This is a genomic window from Cryobacterium arcticum (assembly GCF_001679725.1).
Lineage (GTDB): Bacteria > Actinomycetota > Actinomycetes > Actinomycetales > Microbacteriaceae > Cryobacterium > Cryobacterium arcticum_A.
In genome coordinates, this window is record NZ_CP016282.1 from 2,108,823 (window position 1) to 2,127,992 (window position 19,170).

General features: G+C 67.4%; 18 protein-coding genes. 3 read left to right on the forward strand and 15 right to left on the reverse strand.

Features of this window, described 5'->3' with window-relative positions:
- From alaS to PA27867_RS09435, 5 genes are all read right to left on the reverse strand, one after another.
- Positions 1 to 2,655, reverse strand: coding sequence for an alanine--tRNA ligase (gene alaS / locus PA27867_RS09415; protein WP_066595689.1), 2,655 nt, complete (start codon positions 2,653 to 2,655; stop codon positions 1 to 3).
- Positions 2,656 to 2,776: 121 nt separating this feature from the next.
- A complete protein-coding gene (locus tag PA27867_RS09420; protein ID WP_066595691.1) occupies positions 2,777 to 2,998 on the reverse strand; it encodes a hypothetical protein in 222 nt (73 codons plus the stop codon).
- Positions 2,999 to 3,103: 105 nt separating this feature from the next.
- A complete protein-coding gene (locus PA27867_RS09425; protein WP_066595693.1) occupies positions 3,104 to 3,469 on the reverse strand; it encodes a DUF948 domain-containing protein in 366 nt (121 codons plus the stop codon).
- A gap of 106 nt (positions 3,470 to 3,575) precedes the next feature.
- Positions 3,576 to 4,205 (reverse strand): 30S ribosomal protein S4, encoded by a 630-nt coding sequence (gene rpsD / locus PA27867_RS09430; protein ID WP_066595696.1) that lies wholly within the window; start codon positions 4,203 to 4,205, stop codon positions 3,576 to 3,578.
- Positions 4,206 to 4,442: 237 nt separating this feature from the next.
- A complete protein-coding gene (locus tag PA27867_RS09435; protein ID WP_084020928.1) occupies positions 4,443 to 5,780 on the reverse strand; it encodes a replication-associated recombination protein A in 1,338 nt (445 codons plus the stop codon).
- A 183-nt stretch (positions 5,781 to 5,963) separates the two neighbouring features.
- Between PA27867_RS09435 and PA27867_RS09440 the strand changes: the two genes are divergently transcribed.
- From PA27867_RS09440 to PA27867_RS09450, 3 genes are all read left to right on the forward strand, one after another.
- Entirely contained in the window at positions 5,964 to 6,764 is an 801-nt protein-coding gene (locus tag PA27867_RS09440) for a peptidylprolyl isomerase (RefSeq protein ID WP_066595701.1), read from the forward strand.
- Positions 6,765 to 6,975: 211 nt separating this feature from the next.
- On the forward strand, positions 6,976 to 8,208 hold the full coding sequence (locus PA27867_RS09445; protein ID WP_066595709.1) for a DUF349 domain-containing protein: 1,233 nt from the start codon (positions 6,976 to 6,978) through the stop codon (positions 8,206 to 8,208).
- A 96-nt stretch (positions 8,209 to 8,304) separates the two neighbouring features.
- A complete protein-coding gene (locus tag PA27867_RS09450) occupies positions 8,305 to 8,901 on the forward strand; it encodes a hypothetical protein (protein WP_066595711.1) in 597 nt (198 codons plus the stop codon).
- Between the two features lie 29 nt (positions 8,902 to 8,930).
- Here the strand turns inward: PA27867_RS09450 and PA27867_RS09455 are convergent, their stop codons facing one another.
- The 10 genes from PA27867_RS09455 to pdxT all read right to left on the reverse strand — a co-directional run bounded on the left by PA27867_RS09455 (position 8,931) and on the right by pdxT (position 19,170).
- Positions 8,931 to 11,183, reverse strand: a complete 2,253-nt coding sequence (locus tag PA27867_RS09455; RefSeq protein WP_066595712.1) for a RelA/SpoT family protein — start codon at positions 11,181 to 11,183, stop codon at positions 8,931 to 8,933.
- Positions 11,184 to 11,279: 96 nt separating this feature from the next.
- Positions 11,280 to 12,329 (reverse strand): protein translocase subunit SecF, encoded by a 1,050-nt coding sequence (gene secF, locus PA27867_RS09460; protein WP_066595715.1) that lies wholly within the window; start codon positions 12,327 to 12,329, stop codon positions 11,280 to 11,282.
- Positions 12,329 to 14,080: a protein translocase subunit SecD gene (gene secD, locus PA27867_RS09465; protein WP_066595716.1), complete on the reverse strand. Its 1,752-nt coding sequence runs from the start codon at positions 14,078 to 14,080 to the stop codon at positions 12,329 to 12,331. The genes secF and secD overlap by 1 nt, the downstream gene beginning before the upstream one ends.
- 65 nt (positions 14,081 to 14,145) lie before the next feature.
- Complete coding sequence (gene yajC / locus PA27867_RS09470; RefSeq protein ID WP_066595718.1) at positions 14,146 to 14,562, reverse strand: preprotein translocase subunit YajC; 417 nt, start codon at positions 14,560 to 14,562, stop codon at positions 14,146 to 14,148.
- 153 nt (positions 14,563 to 14,715) lie between these two features.
- Positions 14,716 to 15,750, reverse strand: a complete 1,035-nt coding sequence (gene ruvB, locus PA27867_RS09475; protein ID WP_066595720.1) for a Holliday junction branch migration DNA helicase RuvB — start codon at positions 15,748 to 15,750, stop codon at positions 14,716 to 14,718.
- A complete protein-coding gene (ruvA, locus tag PA27867_RS09480; RefSeq protein ID WP_066595723.1) occupies positions 15,750 to 16,394 on the reverse strand; it encodes a Holliday junction branch migration protein RuvA in 645 nt (214 codons plus the stop codon). Before ruvA ends, ruvB begins: the two co-directional genes overlap by 1 nt.
- Entirely contained in the window at positions 16,391 to 17,044 is a 654-nt protein-coding gene (gene ruvC / locus PA27867_RS09485; RefSeq protein WP_066595724.1) for a crossover junction endodeoxyribonuclease RuvC, read from the reverse strand. Before ruvC ends, ruvA begins: the two co-directional genes overlap by 4 nt.
- 7 nt (positions 17,045 to 17,051) lie before the next feature.
- Positions 17,052 to 17,816 (reverse strand): YebC/PmpR family DNA-binding transcriptional regulator, encoded by a 765-nt coding sequence (locus PA27867_RS09490; protein WP_066595725.1) that lies wholly within the window; start codon positions 17,814 to 17,816, stop codon positions 17,052 to 17,054.
- A gap of 144 nt (positions 17,817 to 17,960) precedes the next feature.
- Positions 17,961 to 18,545: a DUF1697 domain-containing protein gene (locus PA27867_RS09495; RefSeq protein ID WP_066595727.1), complete on the reverse strand. Its 585-nt coding sequence runs from the start codon at positions 18,543 to 18,545 to the stop codon at positions 17,961 to 17,963.
- A gap of 31 nt (positions 18,546 to 18,576) precedes the next feature.
- Entirely contained in the window at positions 18,577 to 19,170 is a 594-nt protein-coding gene (pdxT, locus tag PA27867_RS09500; protein WP_066595730.1) for a pyridoxal 5'-phosphate synthase glutaminase subunit PdxT, read from the reverse strand.

The following is a 19,170-nucleotide window of genomic DNA, read 5'->3' on the forward strand; positions in this document are numbered from 1 at the left end:
TTAGCGGGCCACCAGCGTGCGGAGCGTGCTGAGCGCCTCGGGGATCGCGGCCACGTTCGTTCCGCCGCCCTGCGCCAGGTCGTCCTTGCCGCCGCCGCCACCACCGAGGATGCCGGCCAGCTGCTTGGCCAGCGCGCCGGCCTTCGCACCGGCGTCGCGGGCCGCGGCATTGGTTGCGACGATCACGACGGGCTTGTCCGCCACGGTGGCGGCCAGGGCCACGACAGCCGGCGCGGAGCCGAGGCGTTCCCGGGTGCCGGTGACGAGCATCCGCACGTCATCGGCCGAGTGGAGCACGCCCAGATCCTCGGCCACCACGGTGAGGTCGCCGATCCGGGTCGCCGCTGCGACGAGAGCGGGCACCCGGTCGCTGAGCGCGCGGGCTTCGAAGCCGGCGATCTTCTTCTCGGCCGCCTTGAGGCTCTGCATCAGGTCCATGATCTTGGCCGGCAGCTGCTCGCGCGGGGTCTTGAGGTTGCTGGTGAGCTGCGACACGATGGCGCGCTCGGCGGCCAGATCGCGGAACGCCTCGAGCCCGACCAGGGACTCGACCCGGCGGTTGGTGGACCCGACGGACGCCTCGCTGACCAGGTTGATCATGCCGATCTCGGAGCTGGTGGACACGTGGGTGCCGGCGCAGAGCTCACGCGACCAGGGGCCGCCGATGTCGACGACACGCACCCGGTCGCCGTACTTCTCGCCGAACAGTGCCATCGCCCCGAGAGCCTTGGCCTCGGCCAGCGGCAGCTCGCGGGTGGTGACCTGCAGGTTGTCGCGGATGGCGTTGTTGGAGATCTCCTCGATCTCACTGCGGGTGGCCGGGGACAGCGCCTGGTTCCAGGAGAAGTCGAGGCGGAAGAAGCCGGCCTTGTTGTACGAACCGGACTGGTGCGCGTTCGGGCCGAGCACCTGGCGCAGGGCCGCGTGCAGGATGTGCGTGCCCGAGTGCGCCTGCCGGGCGCCGCGGCGCCAATCGGGGTCGACGACGCTCGTGGCGGAGTCGCCCACGCCGACCTCGCCGCTGGTGACCTGCACCTTGTGGCTGATCAGTCCCTTGACGGGCTTCTGCACGTCGAGCACCTCGAGCTCGTAGCCCGGGCCCACGATGAGGCCGGCGTCGGCCTCCTGGCCACCAGACTCGGCGTACAGCGCTGTCTCGGCGAGGATGACCTCGGCGATGTCACCGGCGACAGCCCGGTTGACGGAGGCGCCGTCGACGATCAGGCCCAGGATGCTGGACTCGGTCTGCAGCATGTCGTACCCGGTGAACACGGTCTCGCCGTGAGCACGGAAGGCGCTGTAGACCGAGAGGTCCGCCAGGTGGGTCTTCTTCGCCTTGGCGTCGGCCTTGGCCATGGCGCGCTGCTTGGCCATGAGGGTGTCGAACGCTTCGCGGTTGACGCTGAGGCCGGCCTCTTCGGCCATCTCGAGGGTGATCTCGATGGGGAAACCGTAGGTGTCGTGCAGCAGGAACGCGGTGTCTCCGGGCAGCTCCGCCTTCTGTGCGCTCTTGGTCTTCGCCACGGCGAGGTCGAGCACGCTCGATCCGCTGGCGAGGGTGCGCAGGAAGGTCTCTTCCTCGGCGTACGCGGCCTGGCTGATCCGGTCGAAGTCGGTGGCGACCTCGGGGTAGGCGGCGCTCATGGCGTCGCGGGAGGCGGGGAACAGCTCCGTGAACGACGCGGTGTCGACGCCGAGCAGTCGCATCGCGCGCACGCTCCGGCGCATCAGGCGGCGCAGGATGTAGCCGCGGCCCTCGTTGGACGGCATCACGCCGTCGCTCATGAGCATGAGGGAGGACCGCACGTGGTCGGCGACGATGCGCATCCGCACGTCGTCGTCGTGCACGGCGCCGTATCGGCGGCCGGAGAGCGCCGCGGCACGGTCGAGGACCGGGCGCACCTGGTCGATCTCGTACATGTTCTCGACGCCCTGCTTGAGGAACGCGACGCGCTCCAGGCCCATACCGGTGTCGATGTTCTTCTTGGGCAGGTCACCGAGGATCTGGAAGTCGTTCTTCCCGGTGCCCTCGCCGCGGAGGTACTGCATGAAGACCAGGTTCCAGATCTCCACGTAGCGGTCGTCGTCGGTGGCCGGACCACCGTCGATACCGTAGGCGGGACCGCGGTCGAAGAAGATCTCGCTGCAGGGTCCGGCCGGGCCGGGCTGGCCGGTTGACCAGTAGTTCGTGTCCATGCCCAGGCGCTGGATGCGGTGCTCGGGCAGTCCGAGCGCGCGCCAGTAGCCGAAGGCCTCGTCGTCGTTCTCGTAGACCGTGACCCAGAGGTCCTTCTCGGCGAACCCGTAGCCGCCGTCGGCCTCGCTGGAGGTGAGCAGCTCCCAGGCGTAGCTGATCGCCTGTTCCTTGAAGTAGTCGCCGAAGGAGAAGTTGCCGTTCATCTGGAAGAAGGTGCCGTGCCGCGGCGTCTTGCCGACTTCCTCGATGTCGTTGGTGCGGATGCACTTCTGCACGCTCGTGGCGCGCGGGTACGGTGCGGGTACCAGACCGGTGAGGTACGGCACGAACGGCACCATGCCGGCGACGGTGAAGAGGAGGGTGGGGTCATCGCTCACGAGCGACGCCGACGGGACAACGGTGTGTCCACGGTCGGCGAAGAAGTCGAGCCAGCGCCCGCGGATGTCGGCAGTCTGCATGGGGTCCGTACTGTTGCTGGGGATCGGACGAGGTCCGATCGGGGATGCGGTGGGAGGGAATGAGTGGGGGGAGGCGACGCGATCAAACGTGACGCCGCCGGAGCGAGCGGTGGAACGAGGCTCAGGGCTTGGAGAGCTCTTCGATGGTGTCTTCAGCGTCGCCGAGGGCGGCGTGGAGCTCGGCTTCGCGCTTGCGGTAGCCCTCCGAGATTGCCTCGCCGAACTCACGGGTCTTCGCGTCCAGATCGGTGAAGAAACGCTTGCCCTGCTGGGTCTTGTTGACCTCGTGGGCGACGACGAAGCCGACGCCGACTCCGACGACCAACCAGATGAAGTTCTTCATGGCATGTGCTCCCTGAATTCGGTGAAGCTGGTGTGTGTTGAGAAACTGTGTGCGCGGGGAAACCGGTGCGCGAGAAGCGGACAGTCTGGTTCCCAGCGTAGTGGACTACTTCCGGGTGCGCCTGGGACGGGCTGCGCGGAAGGCCGCGGTCACACCCGCCGAGAAACCGGCGATCTTGATGAGCGGACCACCCACGGTGGCGGCCACGAGGGCGATGAGGGCGGAGACATTGCCCGTCACCTCGGCCACGTTGGTGGTGATGGTGTCGATCGTGGCCAACTGGTGGTTGGTCTGCGCGATCGTGCTCGTGGTCTCCTCGAGCAGCGGAGTGACGTTCTGGCTGAGATCTCGGATGGCGTGGGTGGTCTCGTCGAACACCCGGCCCAGCTTGATCAGCGGGATGGCGAGGAACGCCACCAGGACGGCGAACACGCCGGCGGCAATCAGCCCGGCAATATCTCCACCAGTCATTCGACACTTCCATTCGGGTCTCGGGTACGAGAAAAGGGCGGATCACCTAGGTGATCCGCCCTCCAGCGTAGTTCAGTTCCGCACGCGAGAGTCGCGCGGGAGATGACTAGCGTGCTGCGTAGTACTCCACGACGAGCTGGACTTCACAGGTCACGGGGATCTCGATGCGCTTCGGGGCGCGCACGAGGCGGGCCTGCAGCTTGTCGAGTTCGACCTCGAGGTACGGCGGGAGCTTGGGCAGCAGGTCGACGTGACCGCCGGCCGCGGCAACCTGGAAGGGCTCGGTGCCCTCGCTGCGCGCCTTGACGTGGATGAGCTGACCCGGCTTCACGCGGAAGGAGGGGCGGTCGACCAGCTGGCCGTCGACCAGGATGTGACGGTGCACAACCATCTGACGGGCCTGGGCGGTGGTGCGGGCGATGGCCGAACGCACGAGGAGGGCGTCGAGACGGGTCTCGAGGATCTCGACCAGGTTCTCACCGGTCAGGCCCTGGCGGCGACGCGCTTCTTCGAAGGCGATCTTGAGCTGGGCTTCGCGGATGCCGTACTGGGCGCGTAAGCGCTGCTTTTCGCGGAGGCGCACGGCGTAGTCCGAGTCGGTCTTGCGCTTGGTGCGGCCGTGCTCGCCCGGAGCGTAGGGACGCTTCTCGAGGTACTTGGCGGCCTTCGGGGTCAGGGCGATGCCCAGGGCCCGCGAGAGGCGGGTCTTACTGCGGGTACGTGACTTGGTAGACACAGTGTCCTTTCGGATGGAACTGAAAAATGGATACCAGGGCGTGGGGCCGGCCGGTGAGGGCAGGCGCAACACGTCATGGGAGATCAGAGGGGTGGGTGCCACGGGCCGCCCGGCTACAGGGCGAATCCACTCCAACACACGTTTCGCGACGCAGCCGCATGACGAAACCAGTTGTAGGCGAGGTCAAGGCTAGCACAGCGGGGCTCCGATTCAGCGCTGATTCAGGGGCCGGTGCCGCTACTCGCCGTGGATGATCCGGCGCAGTTTGGCCAGCCGGGCCGACACATCCCGCTCGTTGCCGTGTTCGGTGGGCTGGTAGTACTGCGTACGCCGTAATTCGGTGGGCAGGTAGTCCTGCGCGAGCACGCCGAGCGCGTCGTCGTGCGGGTACCTGTAGCCCTTGCCGTGGCCGAGCCGTTTGGCGCCCGGGTAGTGGGCGTCCCGCAGGTGCTTGGGCACCCGGCCGGTGTTGCCGGCCCGCACGTCGGCGATGGCCGCGTCGAGGGCCGTGTAGGCGGCATTGGACTTGGGGGCGCAGGCCAGGTGCACCACGGCCTGGGCCAGCGGGATGCGTCCCTCGGGCATGCCGATGTACTGCACGGCGTCGGCGGCCGCGATCGCGATCACGAGCGACTGCGGGTCGGCCATGCCGATGTCCTCCGAGGCGAGCACGATGATGCGCCGGCAGATGAACCTCGGGTCCTCGCCGGCCTCGATCATGCGGGCGAGGTAGTGCAGGGAGGCGTCGACGTCCGATCCGCGCACGGACTTGATGAAGGCGCTGATCACGTCGTAGTGCTCGTCGCCGTTCCGGTCGTAGCGCAGCAGAGCCCGGTCCACCGCGAGGGAGACGATCTCGGTGGTGATGACGGGCTTGTCGCCGTCTACCGTCTCGGTCGTCGCGGCCGAGACCGAGGCCGCCTCCAGGGCGGTCAGTGCCCGCCGGGCGTCGCCGGAGGCCAGGCGGATGATCGCGCCGCGGGCCTCCGGGTCGAGCACGAACCTGTCGGCGAGTCCCCGGGGGTCGGTGACGGCACGGTCCACCACGATGCCGAGGTCGTCGTCGCTCAGGGTCTCCAGCGTCAGCAGGAGGGACCGCGACAGCAACGGTGAGATCACCGAGAACGACGGGTTCTCGGTGGTCGCCGCGACGAGGATGATGATGCCGTTCTCCACGCCGGGCAGAAGGGCGTCCTGCTGGGCCTTGCTGAAGCGGTGGATCTCATCCAGGAACAGCACCGTGGACAGGCCGTACAGGTCCCGGCTGGTGCGGGCATCCTCCATCACCTGGCGCACATCGCGCACACCCGCTGACACAGCGGACAGCTCGACGAACCGGCGGCCTGAGCTGTGTGCGATGGTCTGGGCCAGCGTGGTCTTGCCGGTTCCCGGTGGGCCCCAGAGGATGACCGACACCGACCCCTGCTCCCCCGTCTTGTCGTTGGCGAGGCTCACCAGGGGCGACCCCGGGGTGAGCAGGTGGCGTTGCCCCGCGACCTCGGCCAGGCTCTTCGGGCGCATCCGAACGGCAAGCGGCGTCGCGCCCGTGCGCAGGCCAGGTTGAACGGAAGACATGGTCCCAGCGTAGTTTGTGCCGCCGACACCGGATGGCGCCCACGGCCCCGCTGCACGCTCCGTAAGCGTGCGCTGAGCGGCTCAATTGTTCCCGCCGCCACGGGATGCGTAGAGTTCACAGTGACCCGGGCCCCGTCGCCCGCACGCTTTGATTCCGCCGCAGGCGGCACCTGGAGGATTCCCGTGGCACCGAGCAGTAAACAGGATCGCGAAGCCCGCGAAGCACGTGGCCGCGTTCGCGCGTATCAGGCCAGGCAGACCGTGCACACGCTGCAGGGCAAGCGCCGGGTGCGCGACAACGTCCTGGCCGGAAGCATCCTGGTCGTCGTGCTGGCCGTGCTCGTGGGCGCCCAGCTGTTCTACTTCGGCGGAGGGCCAGGCACTCCGGAGCCCTCGGCCTCGTCCACGGCAGAGCCCACCCCCACCGCCTCGGCGACTCCGGGCGCCAACTCCGGCGACGTCCCCTCCAGCGACCTGGCCGAGGGACGCACCTGGACCGGCACCCTCACGCTCAACGGCATCCCCCTCGGGGTCGAGCTGGACGGTGCGCTGGCCCCGCAGGCGGTGTCCTCCACCATCAGCCTGGCGAACTCCGGCTTCTATGACGGGCTCAGCTGCCACCGGCTCACCACGGGTGACGGCTTCTCCGTGCTGCAGTGCGGCGACCCGAACGGCGACGGCACGGGCGGCCCCGGCTACACCTACGGTCCCGTCGAGAACGCTCCCGCCGACAACGTCTACCCGGCCGGCACTATTGCGATGGCCAGGTCCACTGACGGCTACAGCATGGGCAGCCAGTTCTTCATCGTCTACGGCGACACGACGATTCCGGCCAATGAAGCCGGCGGCTACTCGGTCATCGGCACGGTCACCAGTGGCCTCGACCAGGTCGTCAGCCAGATCGCCGGCGCCGGCGTGGCCGACGGGTCGACCGATGGTGCTCCAGTGGTGCCCACCACGATCACCTCGTTCACGGTGCAGTAACAACCTTCGCGGTGCACTGATAATCGGTGTAGTACGCACCTTCCGTCATAACAGTTCGGTCGATTCCGCTGAACCACGGGCAGCCTTGCAATAGGCTTGTGCCCGTATTGGCTTCAGCCCGTACTGGCTCGTTCAGGGATTCTTCCGCTGCAGTACTCCACTGGGGTACGTCATTGCACGGCGAATCAACCAAATCATTAAGGTGAGGCTCTTGACTACGACAGATCAGCAACCATGGGGTCGCGTAGACGAAACCGGCACGGTTTACGTGCGCGAAGCCGACGGCGAGCGTGCCGTCGGGCAGTACCCCGACGCGACGCCGGAAGAGGCGCTCGCCTACTTCGAGCGCAAGTATGTGGAGTTGAACGGGCAGGTCACCCTGCTCGAACAGCGTGCGAAGGGCGGCGCCCCCGCCGCGGACATCGCCAAGTCGGTGGCGAACCTGTCGAAGTCGGTCGCCACGGCCAACGCCGTCGGCAACCTCGCGGCCCTCGCCGAGCGCCTCGGCGCCCTCGGCGGAACCGTCAGTGAGCTCACCGAACAGCAGGGCGTGGAGGCCAAGGCCGCCGGTGCCGCAGCGCTGGCCGAGCGGGCCGCCATCGTCGAGGAGGCCGAACGCCTCGCCGCCGAGGACCCCGCCAAGACCCAGTGGAAGCAGACCAGCGCCGCCCTCGACGCTCTCTTCGCCAAGTGGCAGGCACACCAGCACGATGCTCCGCGGATCCCCAAGGGCGAGGCCAATGAGCTGTGGAAGCGGTTCCGTGCCGCGCGCACGACCATCGAGCAGAACCGCAAGGCTTTCTTCGCCGAGCTGGACAGTGCCCACAAGGACGTCCGCAACCGCAAGCAGCAGCTCATCGAGAAGGCTGAGGCCCTTGCTCCTCAGGGCGCAGACGGCATTCCCGCCTACCGCAACCTGCTCGAGGACTGGAAGGCCGCCGGTCGCTCCGGCAAGAAGCAGGACGACGCCATGTGGGCGAAGTTCAAGGCAGCCGGAGACGTGCTCTACTCCGTGAAGAGCGAGATCGACGCCGCCGACAACGAGGAGTTCTCCGCGAACCTGGTCGTCAAGCTCGAACTGCTCACCGAGGCGGAGACCCTCCTCACCGAGACGGACCGGGTCAAGGCCCGCGAGCTGCTCAGCTCCATCCAGCGTCGTTGGGACGCAGCCGGCAAGGTCCCCCGCGACCAGGTCAAGCCCGTCGAAGAGCGCATGCGCAAGGTCGAAGCCGCCGTGCGCAAGCTCGACGACGACCACTGGAAGCGCAACAACCCCGAGACCAAGGCCCGCGCCGAGGGCCTGGCCGGTCAGCTGCACGACGCGATCGCCAAGCTCGAGGCCGAACTGGCCGCCGCACAGGAGACCAAGGACGCCCGCAAGATCAAGGACGCCACCGAGGCGCTCGAGACCCGCAAGGCGTGGCTGAAGGCCATCGGCCAGTAGCCGACACCTCTGCACATCGGTCACGGGGCCGGGGATCTGTCCACAGATTCCCGGTCCCGTTTCCTGTTGCAGCCCCGGAACCGGCAGCCTGAGGAGATGACTCCCCTCGTTCCCGTCGCCTTGACCGGCGCCGACCTGCCGATCGCCGAACTCTCTGTTGCCCGCCTGGACGGCGAGCTCTTCTCCCTCGCTGGATCGTGGTGCCCGGTCGACATCCTCGACGAACCGGCCACGCGGGCGGCGGCACTCGCTGGGCTTGCCGGATCGTCTGGACCGGCCGGACCGGCTGGACCGGCCTCCGACCGTCTCGTCGCCGAGCGGATGACCGCCGCCTGGATCTACGGTCTCGCCCCGGAGCCGGCACAACACCAGTTCTGCGTGGACGTGACGGCGCGCACCCGGAAGCCCGACACGCCGAACGCCCTGCTGCGCGAAGTGCGGCTGAGGCCGGGCGATATCCGGGTCGTGGGCAGGATGCTTGTCACGGTGCCCCGGCGCACCGCGGTGGACCTGGCCCGCTGGGGTTCCTCCCCCGCTGTCCGGGCCGACACCGAACTGCTGGCGGCGCTCCTGGCCTATGACGTCGACGCGCGGGACGCCGGCGACGGACTGCCCGCCTTTCGGCGGGGAATCTCGTTCAGCCGTGTCGCCGCCGCTCAATTGGACCGGGCGCGCCTCCGGATGACCGGGTGACGGACGGACGGACGCGCCTCAGACGCGTCTCAGCCGTCGCTGACGCGGTACACGTCGTAGACGGCGTCGATACGCCGCACGGCGTTCAGCACCCGGTCCAGGTGGGTGGTGTCACCCATCTCGAAGACGAACCGGCTGATGGCCAGCCGATCACTGGAGGTGTTGACCGTGGCGGACAGGATGTTCACGTGGTGCTCGGACAGCACCCGGGTCACATCCGACAGCAGCCCTGACCGGTCGAGGGCCTCGATCTGGATCTGCACCAGGAAGAGGCTCTTGGAGGTGGGCGCCCAATCCACTTCGATCATCCGCTCGGGTTCCTTGAGCAGCGCCTGCACATTGTGGCAGTCGGACTGGTGCACCGAGACCCCGGAACCGCGCGTGATGAAGCCCACAATCTTGTCGCCCGGCACCGGGGTGCAGCAGCGGGCGAGCTTGACCAGGATGTCGGGCGCACCGCGCACCAGGATGCCGGAGTCGTTGTTGCGTAGGGTCTGCGTACGCCCGTTCGGGGTGAACGGCAGGTCCGTCGCGTCACTCTCCTCCACGCTCTGCAGCGTGGCGACGACCTTCTCCAGCACGGACTGCGTGGAGACGTGCCCCTCGCCGACGGCGGCGTAGAGAGCGGACACGTCTTCGTAGCGCATGACCGCGGCGACCTCGGCGAACGAGTCCTGGTTCATAAGCTTCTGCAGCGGCAGGTTCTGCTTGCGCATGGCCCTGGCGATGGCGTCACGGCCCTGTTCGATCGCCTCGTCGCGGCGTTCCTTGGTGAACCATTGCCGGATCTTGTTGCGCGCTCGAGGGCTCTTGACGAAGTTGAGCCAGTCCTGGCTTGGGCCGGAGTCGGGGTTCTTCGAGGTGAACACCTCGACGACATCGCCCGTGGTGAGCGAACTCTCCAGGGGCACCAGACGGCCGTTGACCTTGGCGCCCATGGTGCGGTGACCGACCTCGGTGTGCACGGCGTACGCGAAGTCCACCGGGGTGGCGTCGGCCGGGAGCCCGATCACGCGCCCCTTGGGGGTGAAGACGTAGACCTCCTTGGCGCCGATCTCGTAACGCAGGGAGTCGAGGAACTCGTTCGGGTCGGCGGTTTCGGCCTGCCAGTCGGAGATGTGCGCGAGCCAGGCCATGTCGGTGTCGCTCTGCGGACCAGGTCCGGAACTCTTGCCGTTGACCTGTTCCTTATACTTCCAGTGCGAGGCCACACCGTATTCGGCGCGTTCGTGCATCTCCTGCGTACGGATCTGGATCTCGACCGGGCGACCGCTCGGGCCGAGCACGGTCGTGTGCAACGACTGGTAGAGGTTGAACTTGGGGGTGGCGATATAGTCCTTGAACCGGCCGGGCAGCGGCGTCCAGCGGGCATGGATGGCGCCGAGCACGGCGTAACAGTCGCGTACCGAGTTGACCAGCACTCGAATGCCGACGAGGTCGTAGATCTCGTCGAATTCCCGGCCGCGTACGACCATCTTCTGATAGATCGAGTAATACTGCTTGGGGCGGCCAGCCACCTTGCCGCGGATGCGTGCGGCCTTGAGATCGTCGTTGATCGCGTCGATGACGTACTGCACGAACTCTTCGCGCTGCGGGGTGCGCTGTTTGACGAGGCTTTCGATCTCGGCGTACAGCTTGGGGTAGAGCACACCGAAGGACAGGTCTTCAAGTTCCCATTTGATGGTCTGGATACCAAGCCGGTGCGCGAGCGGAGCGTAGATCTCGAGGGTCTCGGTGGCCTTGCGGATCGCCGACTCGGCCGGGACGAAGCCCCAGGTGCGGGCGTTGTGCAGCCGGTCGGCCAGCTTGATGATGAGCACCCGGATGTCTTTGGACATCGCGACGATCATCTTGCGCACGGTCTCGGCCTGGGTGCTGTCGCCGTACTTGACCTTGTCGAGCTTGGTGACCCCGTCGACGAGCATGGTGATCTCGTCGCCGAAGTCGGCGCGCAACTGGTCGAGCGTGTAGTCGGTGTCCTCGACCGTGTCGTGCAGCAGCGCAGCGGCCACGGTCTTGGGCCCGATGCCGAGGTCCGCCAGGATCTGGGCGACGGCGACGGGATGGGTGATGTACGGCTCGCCGCTGCGTCGTTTCTGGCCCTCGTGCGCGCGCTCGGCGGCGGTGTAGGCGCGTTCGATGATGGACAGGTCCACCTTCGGGTGGTGCGTGCGCACCGTCCGAAGCAGGGTGTCCACGGCACCTGCCGGCTGAGCCCGGGAGAAGATCCGCGGGACCAGGCGGCGCAGGGACGCAGGCGATGGCGTTGTTGTCTCAGTCATCTCGTTACCTCATTCCCTGGCGCCAATTATCCCTGTACTAGCGGATAAACGGTAAACCGGGCAACGACACCGGATATTCCCGCACCTCGCCGCGGCTCACGCGGAGGCGTCCGCGTGGGTGTTCGAGGCAGCCCCGCCCGACACCGTGGCGTTCGTCGACGTTGCGGCGGCCTTGGCCTTGAGCGCGAGCGCCTTCTTGTCGCGCTTGCGGATCTCCGGCTCGTTCTCACGCAGCTGGGCGTAGAGCGGCGACGCGATGAAGATCGTGGAGTAGGTACCCACGAGCATGCCGATCAGTAGGGCGAGCGAGATGTCCCGCAAAGTACCCGCGCCGAGAACGAAGGCGCCGATCACGAGGATGGAAGCCACCGGGAGCACGGCCACGATCGAGGTGTTGATCGACCGGACCAGGGTCTGGTTGACCGCGAGGTTGACCGACTCGGCAAAGGTGCGCCGGGACTCCGGTCCGTCCTCGCTGGTGTTCTCACGGATCTTGTCGAACACCACCACGGTGTCGTACAGCGAGTACCCCAGGATGGTGAGGAAGCCGATCACGGCCGCCGGGGTGATCTCGAAGCCCGTGATGCCGTAGAAACCGGCGGTGATCACGAGGTCGTGCAGCAGGGCCACCATGGCCGCGACCGCCATCTTCCAGGTGCGGAAGTACAGGGCCATGACGGCGCCGGCAAGGACGAGGAAGGTCAGCAGGGCGCGGATGGCGGAGCCGGTGATGTCCTGGCCCCAGGACGGGCCGATGAAGGACGACGTCACCTGGGCAGGTTCGATGCTGTACGCCGAGGCGAGAGCTGCACGAACCTCTCGGCTCTCGGTGTCGGTGAGCTGGTCGGTCTGCACCCGGATACCATCGCTGCCGACGGCAGAGATCTTGGGTACGGCAGCCGGCACGACGTCGGCCACGGCCGCGGCTGCCGGGCCCTGGTCGAGCGTGCTCGTGTCGGAGAGGACGAACTCGGAACCACCGGTGAACTCGATGCCGAAGGTGAATCCACCGCGCAGCACCGGACCCAGGATCGCGACGAGGATCATCACGGCGGCGATCGAGTACCACAGCTTCCGACGGCCGACGATGTTGTACGAGCGCTTGCCCGTGTGGAGGTCGTTGCCGAACTGGCTGAAGCTGGCCATTAGGAATCCTTCCCGTCGGTCGGCTTACTCGAGCCGGATCCGATGAGCTCAGCCGCCTTGCGTTCGGCGATGGTCTGACGTTTGACGGCTTCCTTGCTGGCGGAAGCACCCTTGCGCGACGCTCCCGGCACGGCGGCGGGAGCGAATTGCGCCCGGCCACGATACACGGCGCCCAGCGCCCGGGGGTCCAGCCCGCTGAAGCGGTGGCCCTCGCCGAAGAACTTGGTGCGGGCCAGGAGCTGCAACGTGGGATGGGTGAACATGGCCACGACGAGCAGGTCGACGAGGGTCGTCAGCCCCAGGGTGAGGGCGAAGCCGCGGACGTTGCCGACGGCGAGGATGAAGAGCACGGCTGCGGCGAGGAAGTTGACCGTGTCGGACGCGATGATGGTGCGGATGGCGCGGCGCCAGCCGGACTCGACCGCTGACACGAGTCCCCTCCCGTCGCGCAACTCGTCGCGCACGCGCTCGAAGTAGACGATGAAGGAGTCCGCGGTGATACCGATCGCGACGATGAGGCCCGCGACGCCGGCGAGCGAAAGCCGGTAGCCCTCGCGCCAGGACAGCAGCGTGATGAGGAAGTAGGTGATCACGGCGGCGACGGCCAGGGACGCGATGGTGACCAGGCCGAGCAGGCGGTATTGCGCCAGGGAGTACAGCACGACCAGGATCAAGCCGATCAGGCCGGCGATCAGACCGCTCTGGAGCTGGGTGGATCCGAGGGTCGCCGAGATGGTGTCCTGGCTCTGCACCGTGAAGCTGATCGGCAGGGCGCCGAACTTGAGCTGGTCGGCGAGGGCCTTCGAGGTGTCCTGATCGAAGGACCCGGTGATCTGCGGCTTGCCGTCGGTGATGACCGCAAGGGTGCGAGGAGCGGAGATGACCTTGCCGTCGAGGACGATGGCGAACTGGTTCTGCGCGCCTTGCAGGCCGCTCAGGCGGGTCGTGACGTCGGCGAAGGCCTGGGTCCCCGTGCCGTCGAAGACGATGTTCACGGCCCACTCGCCGGTCGTCGCGCCGCTCTGCGTGGTGACCTGGCCGTTGGTGGCGTCGGAGATGTTCTCGCCACTGACCTCGACCGGGCCGAGGATGTACTTGACCGAACCGTCAGTCTCACAGGTGATCAGGGGCTGATCCGCCGGCGCGACGTTGGTGGTGTCGATGTCGCCGCACTGGAAGGTGTCGAACTGCGCCTGCAGGGCAGGCGTGATGTTGTTGAGGTCGCTGGCGTCGGTCGGAGCAACGGACGGTGTCGTCTCCGGTGCGGGGGTGGCCGCATCCGTCGCAGCATCGGTCGCGCCATCCGTGGCGCCGGGGGTGGCTGTCGAGCCATCGGTGCCGACGCTGTCGGCCGACGGCGCAGAAGCGATGAGGACCGGGCGGAACTCGAGCTTGGCCGAGGATTCGATGCGGTTCAGGGTGGCGTCGTCGGGTGTGCCGGGGATCGACACGACGATGTTCTGCCCGCCCTGGGTGTTGATCTCCGACTCGGAGACACCGGCGGAGTCGATGCGCTGGCGGATGATCGAGACAGCCTGGTTGAGCTGTTCGGACGAGACCGTCTGGCCCGACTCGAGCTTGGGGGCCAGGATGATCTGCGTGCCGCCCTCGAGGTCGAGTGCCAGTTTGGGGGTCCAGGACCCTCCACCACTGAGCACTCCGGCCCCGTTGAGAGCGATGAGACCGACGATGATCACGCCAAGCCAGGTCAGCGAGCGCCAGGCCTTCTTGGTCGGAGACGACTTAGCCACCTATTGAACTCAGCTTTCTTTGCTCGTGCCCACGCCGGAGGGCGTGGGCACGGAGAAGGGATGTGTTACGCGTCGCCCTTTTTGGGTTCGGTGTTTGTGTCGGTTACGGACGTGCTGTCGGAAGCGGCGTCATCGGTCGGCTCCGTCTCGGTGCGCTGGCCGTATTCCGGCTCGCCCACGATGGCCGGCGTGCCGGCGGTCTCGTCGACGGTGTCGTCGAGGACGACGTCATCGCCCACGACGGTGGGCTCGACGACACGAGCGATGGTCTGACGGTGGATCTGCACGATGGTGCCGGGTGCGATCTCGAGAGCGACCTTGTTCTCTTCTTCGTCGATGGACACGATGGTGCCGTAGAGACCGAAGTTGGTCATGACGTCCGCGCCGGCCACCATCTTCGACTGCAGCGCCAAGGTGTCCTTCTGGCGCTTACGGCCGTTGCGAAACATGAAGAACACGAGCAACGCCAAAACGGCGAGCATGACAAGAGTCAACGGATCCATAGAACTGTGAGACCTTCCCGCACTGGACGACATGCCAGAGCCATGTCGTGAAGTGTGCAGAGTTGTTTGATGTGCAGAGTTTGTGTTGGGCAGAGTTTTCAACGCGCGCGTGGCGTGCCTGACCAGCTTGAATTATAGAACATCCAAGGTGAGCGCAGCCTGAGGATCGCTCAGTCCGAAGTGCCGCCACGCTGCGGGAGTGGCAACCCGCCCTCGCGGGGTACGCGTGAGGAAGCCTATCCGCACCAGGAAGGGCTCGACGACCGATTCGATGGTGTCCGGCTCCTCCCCCACCGAGACGGCGAGGGTGTTGAGGCCGACCGGGCCACCCCCAAAACGGGTCAGGACGATGTTCATGACCTCCCGGTCGAGCCTGTCGAGGCCGATCTCATCGACGTCGTACAGCTCCAACGCGGCGTGAACGGCGGCCAGGTCGGCGTCGCCGCCGTGTACCAGGGCGTAGTCGCGCACCCGCCGCAGCAGCCGGTTCGCGATCCGGGGCGTTCCGCGGCAGCGGCCGGCGATCTCGGCGATGGCTTCCCTGTCGATGACGAGGCCCAGCAGTTTCGCTGCCCGGGTGAGCACCTGTTCGAGTTCGGCGTCGGCGTAGAACTCCAGGTGCGCGGTGAACCCGAACCGGTCGCGCAGCGGATTGGGCAGCATGCCCGAGCGGGTGGTGGCGCCCACGAGAGTGAACGGGGCCAGGTCGAGCGGCACCGAGGTGGCTCCGGCGCCCTTGCCGACCATGATGTCGATGCGGAAGTCCTCCATCGCCAGGTAGAGCATCTCCTCGGCGGACCGTGCCATGCGGTGGATCTCGTCGATGAAGAGCACCTCACCGGGAACCAGCGACGAGAGCACCGCTGCGAGGTCACCGGCATGCTGGATGGCCGGGCCGCTCGACATGCGCAAGGGGCGGTTGCCCTCGTAGGCGATGATCATGGCGAGGGTGGTCTTGCCGAGGCCTGGAGGACCGGCCAGGAGAATGTGGTCGGGGGTGCGCTGCTGCATGGAGGCTGCGGTGAGCAGAAGCTGCAACTGGCCGCGTACCTTCTGCTGGCCCACGAATTCGGTGAGGCTCTTCGGGCGCAGGGCGCCTTCGAAGGCGAGTTCGGCATCGCCGGCGAGGGCCGGGTTGGCCAGTTCGACTCCGGGATCCGTCGTCATCAGCGGTGGCTCCCGTCTGCGGCTCCCGCGTGTTGGGCCGGACCGAGGCGGGCAAGGGCCAGCCGCAGGACGGCGGCGACGCCGGCTTCTTCGGCGTCGAACTCGGCGCTGCTGCCGGCCAGGATCTCCTCGACGGCCTGGGCGGCGACTTTCTCGGACCAGCCGAGGCCGATCAGGGCGGTCTGCACGCTCGTGCCCACAGCGGCCGTGGCACTCGGGCGGCCGGGCGCGGGGGATGCGGCGGTGACGACGAGCTTGCCGGCCAGGGACAGCACGATGAGCTTGGCGGTCTTGGGGCCGATCCCGCTCACCTTGCGGAAGACCGAGTCGTCTTCGGCGGACACGGCCTGCGCGATCTGGTTGGGGCTGAGGACAGCGAGTACGCCGAGGGCCGATTTGGGTCCGACGCCGGTGACGCCGACCAGGAGTTCGAAGACGGCCAGCTCGTCGGCGGAGGGGAACCCGTACAGCGTGAGGGAGTCCTCCCGCACGATCAGAGTCGTCGACAGCCGGGTCTCGGTGCCGACCCGGGCGGCCAGTGCCGTCGGCGGGGTGACCTGCACGGCCAGCCCTACTCCCCCGACCTCGATGACCACCGTGGAACCCAAGGCGGACAAGACGGGGCCACGCACTGAAGAGATCACCTATTCAGCCTACGGTGCGCCGCCGACGTTGCCGCCGCCGCACCCGGCGCGTTGCCGCGCTCGGCGTCCCGCCAGGCCTTCTGCGCCGGCGTGAGCGCGCCGGGGGTGCGGGCCGGGGTGGATCTATTGCCGGCCGCCACGGTGCCGCTGGTGGGCAGCACTCCGCCGCCGGCGCCGGTGCGCCAGGCGTGGCAGATCGCCAGGGCCAGCGCGTCGGCGGCATCCGCCGGTTTCGGGATCTCGGCCAGGCCGAGTACCCGGGCCACCATGGTGCCCACCTGCTTCTTGTCCGCGGAGCCGTATCCGGTGATGGCCGCTTTCACCTCGCTGGGGGTGTGCAGGGTCACGGTGAGTCCACGACGGGCGGCGAGCATGAGCGCCACGCCGCTGATCTGGGCTGTGCCCATCACCGTGCTCACGTTCTGTTGGGCGAACACGCGCTCGATGGCCACGAATTGGGGTTGGTGCCGGTCGAGCAGTTCCTCGAGTCCTTCGCCGATGAGCAGCAGTCGTCGCTCGAGGCTCAGGTCGGGGGAACTGCGCAGTACCTGCACGTCAACCAGGGTCGCCGAGCGGTTCGCTGCGACGTCGACGATGCCGACGCCGCAGCGGGTCAGGCCGGGGTCGATGCCCAGCACCCTGACCGTCATGGGTGTGTTATTCGCTCTCGGATTCGAGTTCGGCCTGCACCTCGGGCGTGATGTCGTAGTTGCTGTAGATGTTCTGCACGTCGTCAAGCTCTTCGAGGGCGTCGATGAGCCGGAACACCTTGCGGGCGGTCTCGGCGTCTACCTCGATCTTCAGCTGCGGAACGAAGGCGATGTCGGCGGAGTCGTAGTCGATGCCCGCGGTCTGCAGCGCGGTGCGGGTGGCGACGAGGTCGTGGGCTTCGCTGAAGACCTCGAACTTCTCGCCGTCGTCGACGACTTCCTCGGCTCCCGCATCGAGCACGGCGGCGAGCACATCGTCTTCCGTGACATCGTTGCCCTTGGGGACGACGACGATGCCCTTGCGGTGGAAGTTGTAGGCGACGCTGCCCGGGTCGGCCATGTTGCCGCCGTTGCGGCTGACTGTGGTGCGCACCTCGGCGGCCGCGCGGTTCTTGTTGTCGGTGAGGCACTCGATCATGATCGCGACGCCGTTGGCGGCGTAGCCCTCGTACATGATGGTCGTGTAATCGACGACCTCGCCGGAGAGGCCGGCGCCGCGCTTGACGGCGCGGTCGATGTTGTCGTTGGGGACCGAGGTCTTCTTGGCCTTCTGGATGGCGTCGACGAGAGTGGGGTTACCCGACAGGTCGGCGCCGCCCATGCGGGCCGCGACCTCGATGTTCTTGATCAGCTTGGCGAACGCCTTGGCCCGACGCGAGTCGGTGACGGCCTTCTGGTGCTTGGTTGTCGCCCATTTGGAGTGCCCGGACATGAATCTCCCGTGTGTCGCTTAGTCGTGCGACGCTGTTCGCGCGCCGCAGGGTGGATGCGGTGCATCGCTGCACTGCCTGGTGTTGAACTGTTCATCAAGCGTGGTGGCACAGCGAACGACCTCGAACGCTGGTGCGATCCCAGTCTAGCCCGCGGGGTTGGGACCGGCTTTGGACACGGCGGGTTCAGGTGCAGCGCCGTCGGGAACAGCGAGGATCTTCCGAAGCGTCCGCAGGTTCCGCGTGGTGGTGGTGGACTTGAAACGCGCCTTTCCGGACAGAAGACTGAAGGGACTTTTGATACCTACCGCCCGTCGCACCTGCCAGTAGACGACGTCCGTGCCCCGTTGCACCCTCTCGTCGTTCGGATCCAGCTCCGGTGCGGCCGTAAGCAGGTCGTCGAGCCTGGCCGGCTCGGAGCCGAACAGAACGTAGGAATGCCAGCCGACGCGATCCTCGAATGGGTACTCCGCGACGGTGCCGGTCAGTCGCGGCCAGTCCACGAGCACAACCCAAGCCTCGTAGCCGAACCGCTCGGAGAGCGCGCGTTCCAGGCCGGTCTTGACGGCGGCGGCATCCGTCTCGGAGGTCTCCAGGACCACGTTTCCGCTGGCGAGGACCGTCGTCACCGCTGTGTGGCCGAGGCCGCGCACGGTCTCGGCGAGGTCCGCCATGCGGATGTTGATGCCGCCGACGTTGATGCCGCGCAGCAGTGCGATGTAACGGGTCATGCGCTCAGTCTGGCGCAGCCGGAACGGTTCGTCACGACCGGAAGCCGGCGCTTCGGACCTTCTGCAGGAAGTACTCGTGGAATCGGTGCTCCCCGGTGATCTCGGGGTGGAAGGACGTGCCGATCAGGTTGCCCTGTTCCACCGCGACACAGCGGCCGTCGGCGACCGTGGCCAGGGCCGTGGCGTTCGGTCCGACGCTCTCCACGACGGGCGCACGGATGAACACGGCGTGCACGGGCGGGCCTCCGAGCACGGGCACATCCAGGTCGGTCTCGAACGAGGCGGTCTGCGAGCCGAAGGCGTTGCGGCGCACGCTGATGTCGAGCCCGCCCAGGCTCTGCTGCCCGGAGATGCCGTCGAGGACGGTGTCGGCCAGCATGATCAGTCCGGCGCAGGTGCCGTACACGGGCAGCCCGGCGCCCACGGCCGCCCGCAGCGGTTCGGCCAGGCCGAACAGGCGGGTCAGCTTGTCCATCACGCTGGACTCGCCGCCCGGGATCACCAGGCCGTCGACGACGGCCAGCTCCTCCGGGCGGCGGACGAGCAGCACCTCGCTGCCGAGCGAACTCAGCATCGCGGCATGCTCGCGAAAGTCGCCCTGCAGGGCGAGTACTCCAACGGCCAT

Excerpts from the sequence above, each read along its gene's own strand:
- PA27867_RS09490 (WP_066595725.1), bottom strand. The coding sequence starts at position 17,816 with ATGTCCGGGCACTCCAAATGGGCGACAACCAAGCACCAGAAGGCCGTC.
- ruvB (WP_066595720.1), bottom strand. The coding sequence starts at position 15,750 with ATGACGACGGATCCCGGAGTCGAACTGGCCAACCCGGCCCTCGCCGGC.
- secF (WP_066595715.1), bottom strand. The coding sequence starts at position 12,329 with ATGGCCAGCTTCAGCCAGTTCGGCAACGACCTCCACACGGGCAAGCGC.
- PA27867_RS09495 (WP_066595727.1), bottom strand. The coding sequence starts at position 18,545 with ATGACCCGTTACATCGCACTGCTGCGCGGCATCAACGTCGGCGGCATC.
- PA27867_RS09435 (WP_084020928.1), bottom strand. The coding sequence starts at position 5,780 with ATGTCTTCCGTTCAACCTGGCCTGCGCACGGGCGCGACGCCGCTTGCC.
- PA27867_RS09455 (WP_066595712.1), bottom strand. The coding sequence starts at position 11,183 with ATGACTGAGACAACAACGCCATCGCCTGCGTCCCTGCGCCGCCTGGTC.
- PA27867_RS09425 (WP_066595693.1), bottom strand. The coding sequence starts at position 3,469 with ATGACTGGTGGAGATATTGCCGGGCTGATTGCCGCCGGCGTGTTCGCC.
- alaS (WP_066595689.1), bottom strand. The coding sequence starts at position 2,655 with ATGCAGACTGCCGACATCCGCGGGCGCTGGCTCGACTTCTTCGCCGAC.
- pdxT (WP_066595730.1), bottom strand. The coding sequence starts at position 19,170 with ATGGCCGTTGGAGTACTCGCCCTGCAGGGCGACTTTCGCGAGCATGCC.
- yajC (WP_066595718.1), bottom strand. The coding sequence starts at position 14,562 with ATGCTCGCCGTTTTGGCGTTGCTCGTGTTCTTCATGTTTCGCAACGGC.
- PA27867_RS09450 (WP_066595711.1), top strand. The coding sequence starts at position 8,305 with ATGACTCCCCTCGTTCCCGTCGCCTTGACCGGCGCCGACCTGCCGATC.
- PA27867_RS09420 (WP_066595691.1), bottom strand. The coding sequence starts at position 2,998 with ATGAAGAACTTCATCTGGTTGGTCGTCGGAGTCGGCGTCGGCTTCGTC.
- ruvC (WP_066595724.1), bottom strand. The coding sequence starts at position 17,044 with ATGACGGTCAGGGTGCTGGGCATCGACCCCGGCCTGACCCGCTGCGGC.